Annotated in this window: 7 protein-coding genes and 1 riboswitch; of the genes, 2 read left to right on the top strand and 5 right to left on the bottom strand. The window is 72.6% G+C overall.

Features of this window, described 5'->3' with window-relative positions; all coding sequences use genetic code 11:
• Positions 1 to 251 (bottom strand): hypothetical protein (locus ABD308_RS05685; RefSeq protein WP_344327608.1); only part of this gene is annotated, 251 nt, incomplete at its 3' end.
• A gap of 305 nt (positions 252 to 556) precedes the next feature.
• A riboswitch (cyclic di-AMP (ydaO/yuaA leader) is annotated at positions 557 to 685 on the top strand.
• On the opposite strand from ABD308_RS05685, the gene ABD308_RS05680 reads away from it, so the two are divergent.
• Positions 672 to 1,952: a transglycosylase family protein gene (locus tag ABD308_RS05680; RefSeq protein ID WP_344327604.1), complete on the top strand. Its 1,281-nt coding sequence runs from the start codon at positions 672 to 674 to the stop codon at positions 1,950 to 1,952. (Overlaps the previous riboswitch by 14 nt.)
• A gap of 153 nt (positions 1,953 to 2,105) precedes the next feature.
• Positions 2,106 to 2,306: a hypothetical protein gene (locus ABD308_RS05675; protein WP_344327601.1), complete on the top strand. Its 201-nt coding sequence runs from the start codon at positions 2,106 to 2,108 to the stop codon at positions 2,304 to 2,306.
• A gap of 61 nt (positions 2,307 to 2,367) precedes the next feature.
• Here the strand turns inward: ABD308_RS05675 and ABD308_RS05670 are convergent, their stop codons facing one another.
• From ABD308_RS05670 to ABD308_RS05655, 4 genes are read right to left on the bottom strand one after another with little or no spacing between them, the layout of a single operon-like run.
• Positions 2,368 to 3,387 (bottom strand): LacI family DNA-binding transcriptional regulator, encoded by a 1,020-nt coding sequence (locus ABD308_RS05670; RefSeq protein ID WP_344327597.1) that lies wholly within the window; start codon positions 3,385 to 3,387, stop codon positions 2,368 to 2,370.
• Between the two features lie 25 nt (positions 3,388 to 3,412).
• A complete protein-coding gene (locus ABD308_RS05665) occupies positions 3,413 to 5,119 on the bottom strand; it encodes a glycoside hydrolase family 13 protein (protein ID WP_344327593.1) in 1,707 nt (568 codons plus the stop codon).
• 59 nt (positions 5,120 to 5,178) lie between these two features.
• Positions 5,179 to 6,090, bottom strand: a complete 912-nt coding sequence (locus ABD308_RS05660; RefSeq protein ID WP_344327584.1) for a sugar ABC transporter permease — start codon at positions 6,088 to 6,090, stop codon at positions 5,179 to 5,181.
• Positions 6,091 to 6,129: 39 nt separating this feature from the next.
• Entirely contained in the window at positions 6,130 to 7,131 is a 1,002-nt protein-coding gene (locus ABD308_RS05655) for a carbohydrate ABC transporter permease (RefSeq protein ID WP_344327581.1), read from the bottom strand.
• Between the last annotated feature and the right edge of the window lie 88 nt (positions 7,132 to 7,219).

Below are 7,219 nucleotides of genomic sequence, written 5' to 3'. Positions count from 1 at the left end.
GGGGTGGTCCCGATGACGGCGGCCGGGGTGACGAGCCGGGTCTCGCCGGTCAGCGAGCGGCGCAGGATCTCCTCGCCGCTGATCGCCGCGAAGGCGGTGCCGACGGCGAGCCAGCGCAGTAATGCCCGGCGGGTCAGGTGAGTTCGGGATGGTTCGGGTGGGATGTCCGCTCTGCAGTGCTTTGCCCGGCGATGTGCTCCACGCGGCCGGGCGGCCGGACGGGAGGCGTCCGGCTCCTCGTCGATGCCCATCGGTGCGTAGCCCTCTCCCGAGACGGCTGCGGCGCGCCGGCGCGATGCCGACGCTCTGAAGCATAGGCAGTTGCGTTGGCCGCGACCGGCGTTGCGGGAAATCGGTCATTTCTGATCATGAAGGACAGCCGGTCGGCGCCGATTTCGCAAACCGTGACGAGCGTCACACATGTTTGCGGTTTGAACGAGCCTCTGCTTAACGTGCTCCCCGTTCGTGGCCACACGGACCCAGCACGTCCGCGACGCCGAGTCCTGCCGTCGGGCGCGCTGGCAGCGCAACGCACCACGGCAGGAGCGGGGGAACCACAGGTAGTTCGCCCAGGACCGGTCCGCACGGGCCGGCCCCGGGCTAGGGGTGAAGCCGCGTCCCCAGCGCGGCCGGGCAACTCCAGCCCGAATCCGACAGCTCACCTCGCAGGCGTGGGAGAGGACCGCGTCTTCATGCTGCCCACCAACGGCACCCGACTGTCCGGCCGTACCCGTCGCGCGATCGCCGCCCTCGGCGTCGCGGGCATCGGTCTCACCATCCCCTGCCTGACCTCCGGCACCGCCTCGGCCGCCTCCGTCGCCACCTGGGACAAGGTCGCCCAGTGCGAGAGCGGCGGCAACTGGAGCATCAACACCGGCAACGGCTTCTACGGCGGCCTCCAGTTCACCAGCTCCACCTGGTCCTCGTTCGGCGGCACCTCGTACGCCGCGCGCGCCGACCTCGCCACCAAGGACCAGCAGATCGCGGTCGCCGAGAAGGTCCTGGCCGTGCAGGGCCCCGGCGCCTGGCCGGTCTGCTCGGTCAAGGCCGGTCTGACCAAGGGCGGCACCCCGGCCGCCGTCGACACCTCCGCCGCCTCGGCCACCGCCGCCAAGCCGGCCGCGCCGGCCCAGACCCCGGCTCCGGCCCAGGCCCCGGCCGCCAAGCCCGCAGAGAAGCCCGCCGCGCAGCAGCCGGCCGCCAAGCCCGCCACCGCCCCCGCCGCCGGTGAGCAGCGCCAGAACGGTCAGCAGTGGCGTCAGCAGAGCGGTCAGCAGGCCTCCGAGGCCTACACCGTGGTCGCCGGCGACTGGCTGTCCACCATCGCCGACGAGCAGCACGTCCAGGGCGGCTGGCAGCGCCTGTACGAGCTCAACCGCGCCGCCCTGGCCGACGGCCCGCACACCATCTACCCGGGCCAGCGGCTGAGCCTCGGCGACCGCGCCGAGGGCCAGGGCTTCGACTGGTTCAACCGTGCCCAGGGCGGCACCCAGGCCCCGGCCACCCAGACCCAGGCCCCGGCCGCCAAGCCGGCGGAGAAGCCCGCCGCGCAGGCCGAGACCCCGGCCCCGGCCCCGGCGCCGACCGCCACCGGCAGCATGGCCGCCGCCGTCTCCTTCGCCCAGTCGAAGGTCGGCCAGGCCTACGTCTACGGCGGCACCGGCAACGGCGGCTGGGACTGCTCCGGCCTGACCCAGGCCGCGCTGCGCGCCGCGGGCATCTCCGTCCCGCGCGTCGCCGCCGACCAGGCCGCCGCGTCCACCCACGTCTCGCTGGACGCCCTCAAGCCGGGCGACCTGCTGTTCTGGTCCAACAACGGCAAGGACTCCGGCGTTTACCACGTCGCGCTCTACATCGGCGACGGCAAGTACGTCGAGGCCGCCAACCCGAGCTCGGGCGTGCGCCTCCAGACGGTCGCCAACTGGGCCCCGGACTTCGCCGGCCGGGTCTGATCCGGTCCCGTCACACCGCGGCCCCCGGGGAGAGTCCGGTCACTCCTCCCCGGGGGCCGCGGTCCGCCCGGCAGCGGGCGCGCGGGTGACCCCCATGGTCAAAACCGGGCCGCGGCAGGCATGCTGCTGCCCTGTACCCGAGGAGGAGTCACCATGGCCCAGGTCACCGTCTCGCTCGACGCGAACCTCGCGATCGACGTGATGATGCTGTCCGGCACCAACAGCCCGCAGGACGCCGTCGAACTGATTCTCCGGGACTTCCTGGAGCGGGGCCGGCGCACCGAGACCCGCACCGGCGACGCCGCCGACGGCCACCGGGTCACCCAGGACCGTCCGATCGCCCAGGAGGGCTGAGCGGCGCGCCGACGCCGAAGGGCCCGGGAGCACTCCGCTCCCGGACCCTTCCCCGTTCCGCTCAGCGCGCGCGGGCCCCGGTCGAGCCGCGCATCACCAGCTCCGGCTGGAACATGAACTCCCCGCGCTGGGCGGCGTTCCCGCCGACCTCCTCCAGCAGCGCGTCCACCGCCGCGGTGGCCATCGCCTCCACCGGCTGGCGCACGGTGGTCAGCGGCGGCTCGGTGAAGGCGATCAGCGGCGAGTCGTCGAAGCCGACCACCGAGACGTCCTGCGGCACCGCCAGGCCCCGCTGCCGGACCGCCCGGATCGCGCCGAGCGCCATCATGTCGCTGCCGCAGACGACCGCCGTGCAGCCCTTGTCCAGCAGCGCCCCGGCCGCCGCGTGCCCGCCCTCCACGCTGAACAGCGTGTGGTGGACGAGCCCCTCGGCCTGCTCCGCGGTGAGCCCGAGCACCTCCCGCACGGCCGCGGTGAAGCCCTCGATCTTGCGCAGCACCGGCACGTACCGCTTCTGGCCGACGGCCAGACCGATGCGCTCGTGGCCCAGTTCGGCCAGGTGCTGGACGGCCATCCACATCGCGGCCCGGTCGTCCGGCGAGATGAACGGCGCGTCGATCCGCTCGCTGTAGCCGTTGATCAGCACGAACGGCACTCCGCGCCCGGCCAGCCGGGCGTACCGGTCGTGGTCGGCCGTGGAGTCGGCGTGCAGGCCGGAGACGAAGACGATGCCCGCCACGCCCCGGTCGACCAGCATCTCCACCAGTTCGTCCTCGGTGGAGCCGCCCGGCGTCTGGGTGCAGAGCACCGGCGTGTAGCCGTGCCGGCTCAGCACCTGCTCGATCACCTGGGCCAGCGCAGGGAAGATCGGGTTGCTCAACTCCGGGGTGATCAGGCCGATCAGTCCGGCGCTGCGCCGGCTCAGCCGGGTCGGCCGCTCGTAGCCGAGCACGTCCAGGGCCGCCAGCACGGTCTGCCGGGTGGTGGCCGAGACGTTGGCCTTGCCGTTGAGCACGCGCGAGACGGTGGCTTCGCTGACCCCCGCCTGCGCCGCGATGTCTGATAGTCGCGCCGTAGTCACGGTCCCAGAGCCTATTGCAACCACGTCAGACCGCCCACCAGTCGGTGCTGTCGGCGGCCAGCACGGCCTGCCCGTCCACCGTCTCCGGGTCGGCGCCGGCGGAGGTGAGCAGCGGCCGGCCGGGCGCCGGTATCCGGACCGGGGTGCCGGTGGTGTTGACGGTGCAGACGAAGGAGCCGCGGCGGAACGCCAGGGTGCCCTCGGGGGCGTCCAGCCACTCGACGCCGGTGCCGGCGCCGAGGTCGGGGCGCGCCTTGCGGACGGCCAGCGCCGAGCGGTACAGCTCCAGGGTGGACGTCGGGTCGCCGGTCTGCGCCTCGACGCTGAGGGCGGCCCACTCGGCGGGCTGCGGCAGCCAGGACGGTCCGCCGGCGGTCGGGCCGAAGCCGTACGGGGCCTCGGTGCCGGACCACGGGATCGGGACGCGGCAGCCGTCGCGGTAGCCGTCCTGGCCGGCCTGCCGGAAGAACGAGGGGTCCTGGCGGACCTCGTCGGGCAGGTCGGTGACGTCGGGCAGGCCGAGTTCCTCGCCCTGGTAGACGTAGGCGGAGCCGGGCAGGGCGAGCATCAGCAGGGTGGCGGCGCGGGCGCGGCGCAGGCCGAGCGCGCGGTCGCCGGGGGTGCGGATCTGGGTGCCGAGGCCGGGCGGGTTGGCGAACCGGGTGGCGTGCCGGGTGACGTCGTGGTTGGAGAGCACCCAGGTGGTGGGGGCGTCGACCGGGCGCATCGAGTCGAGCGAGAGGTCGATCACGGCGCGCAGTTCGGCGGCGTCCCAGGAGGTGCCGAGGTACTGGAAGTTGAAGGCCTGGTGCAGTTCGTCGGGGCGGACGTAGTTGGCGGTGCGCTGGACGGTCGGGGTCCAGGCCTCGGCGACGCCGATCCGCTGCCCCGGGTACTCGTCGAGGATCTTCCGCCAGCCGCGGTAGATCTCGTGCACACCGTCCTGGTCGAAGAACGGCATGACGTCGTTGCCGAGCAGCTTGAGCTGGTCGGCGCCGCCGAGGTCGGGCAGGCCGGGGGCCTTGACCAGGCCGTGGGCGACGTCGATGCGGAAGCCGTCGACGCCCATGTCCAGCCAGAACCGCAGGATGGAGCGGAACTCGTTGGCGACCGCCGGGCTGTCCCAGTTGAAGTCGGGCTGCTCCGGGGCGAACAGGTGCAGGTACCAGTCCCCGGGGGTGCCGTCCGGGTTCTCGGTGCGGGTCCAGGCCGGACCGCCGAAGATGGACTCCCAGTCGTTGGGCGGCAGTTCGCCGTTCCCGCCCTTGCCGGGGCGGAAGTGGTAGCGGTCGCGCAGCGGGGACGCGGGACCCTCGCGCAGAGCACGCTGGAACCACTCGTGCTGGTCGGAGGAGTGGTTGGGGACGAGGTCCACGATGATCCGCAGGCCCAGCGCGTGCGCGTCGCGGATCAGGCCGTCGGCGTCCAGCAGGGTGCCGAACATCGGGTCCACCGCCCGGTAGTCGGCGACGTCGTAGCCGGCGTCGGCCTGCGGGGAGGCGTAGAACGGGGAGAGCCAGACGGCGTCCACGCCGAGGTCGCGCAGGTAGGGCAGGCGGCCGCGGATGCCGGGCAGGTCGCCCATGCCGTCGCCGTTGGAGTCCGCGAAGCTGCGCGGGTACACCTGGTAGATGACCGCGTCCCGCCACCAGCCTCGGTCCGCGCCGGCGCCGGCCTCGTGAGCGGTGGCGTCGGCGGCGGGCCGGGAGGTGTCGGCCAGGTTCTGGGTCATGGACGGTATCCCTTGGGACTAGGAGGCGGAGCGGTCGGTGCGGCGGGGGCGTCGGCCGGTCAGGACTTCGAGGCGCCGGCGGTCAGCCCGGTCACCAGGTGACGCTGCACCAGGTAGAAGAGGACCGAGGAGGGGATGGCGATCAGCACGGCGGTGGCGGCCATCAGGTTCCACTGGGCGTCGTGCTCGCTGACGAAGGTCTGCAGGCCGACCGCCAGGGTGTACTTGTCGGAGCTGAGCATGAAGGTGGAGGCGAAGGCGACCTCGGCCCAGGCGGTGAGGAAGGAGTAGAACGCGGCGACCGCCAGGCCCGGGCGGGCGAGCGGCAGCACCAGCCGCCAGAAGGTGCCGAACGGGGTGAGCCCGTCGACCCGGCCGGCCTCGTCGATCTCCACCGGGATGGTGTCGAAGTAGCCCTTCAGCAGCCAGGCGCAGTACGGCACGGTGGTGGTCGAGTAGACCAGGATCAGGCCGAGGTGGCTGTCCAGCAGGTCGAGCTCGGAGAGGATCGTGTACATCGGCACGATCAGCACCGCGATCGGGAACATCTGGGTGACCAGCAGCGACCACATCAGCGGCCTGTGGCCGGGGAAGCGCATCCGGGAGACGGCGTAGCCGGTGGAGGCGGCGATCAGCACGCCGAACACGGTGGTGACGCCGGAGACCAGGAAGGCGTTGCCGAACCACTGGAAGAAGTCGGTGTCGAAGAGCACCGTCCGGTAGTTCGACAGGGTCATCTTGTCGAGGATCTCGCCGGGGTGCAGGTAGTCGGTCTTGTCCGGGCCGAACGAGACGTAGAGGATCCACGCCACCGGGAACAGCGCGATCAGGCTGGCCAGGGTCAGCGCGCCGTGCATCAGGGCCTTGGCGAGCGGGCCGGGCCCGCCGCGGGGGCGGACCTTGGCGGGCCGGGCGGCGCGGGCCGCGGGCCGGGTGGCGAGGGGGGCGGGTCGGTCGGTGGTGGTGCTCATCGGGGGGTGTCTCCTTCGTGGTCGCCGGGTTCGCCGGGGTCAGCCGTTCGCCCGCTCGTTGCGGGCGAGCCAGCGGCGGTAGAAGGCGGTGAAGACGATCAGGATGGAGAGCAGGATGACGCCGTAGGCGGCGGACTGCGCGTAGTCCCGGGGCTGCTGGCCGAAGCCGAGCCGGTAGGCCCAGGTGACGAGCAGCTGGGCGTCGGGGGCGCCGTTGCCGAACAGCAGGAAGATGACGGCGAACTGGTTGAACGTCCAGATGACGCCGAGCAGCACGACGGTCGAGGAGACGGTGCGCAGGCCGGGCAGGGTGACGTGGCGGAACCGCTGCCAGGCGGTGGCGCCGTCCATCTCGGCGGCCTCGTACAGCTCGGCGGGGATCGACTGGAGGCCGCCGAGCAGCGAGATCATCATGAACGGCACACCGACCCAGGTGTTGACCAGGACGGCGGCGGCCTTCTGCGCGGTCGGGTCGTCCAGCCAGCCGGGCTCGGGCAGGTGCAGGGCGGCGAGCAGGCCGTTGACGGCGCCGCCGTCGGCGAGCATCAGCCGCCAGGAGAAGACGGTGACGAAGGTCGGCACGGCCCACGGCAGGATGAGCAGCATCCGGTAGACGGCGCGCCCGCGCAGCTTCTGGTTGAGCAGCAGGGCCAGGCCGAGGCCGATGGTGTAGTGCAGGCCGACGCAGAGGGCGGTCCAGGCGATGGTCCAGACGAAGTGCGACCAGAAGCGGTCGTACGAGCCGGGGCCCCAGAGGATGTCGGCGTAGTTGTCGAGGCCGACGAAGCGGTAGCCGGCCGGGATCTCGTTGGCGCCGATCTTGCGGGCGACGTTGAGGCTGTTGGCGTCGGTGAGGGTGAGCCAGAGCCCTTCGGCGAGCGGGTAGAGCACCAGGACGCCGAGCACCAGGACGACCGGTGCGATCATCGCGTAGGCGTACCAGTACTTGGCGTACGAGCGCTTGAGGCGCTCCATCAGGCCCGGACGCGGATCGCGCTGCCGGCTGCCCTGGCCGGTGGCGCCCTGCACGGCGACTGACATTGTTCGACACCTTCTCGGGGGAGGTCCGCCGCCTCGCTTCGGCGACTGCTGCTACCTGCTGCGGGCCCGGCCGCCCGGCCCACCGCGC

Origin of the sequence: Kitasatospora putterlickiae, from assembly GCF_039527695.1 — a bacterium.
GTDB classification, from domain to species: Bacteria; Actinomycetota; Actinomycetes; order Streptomycetales; family Streptomycetaceae; genus Kitasatospora; species Kitasatospora putterlickiae.
Note: the sequence above shows the minus strand (reverse complement) of the source record. Positions and strands in the feature narration are given on the sequence as shown.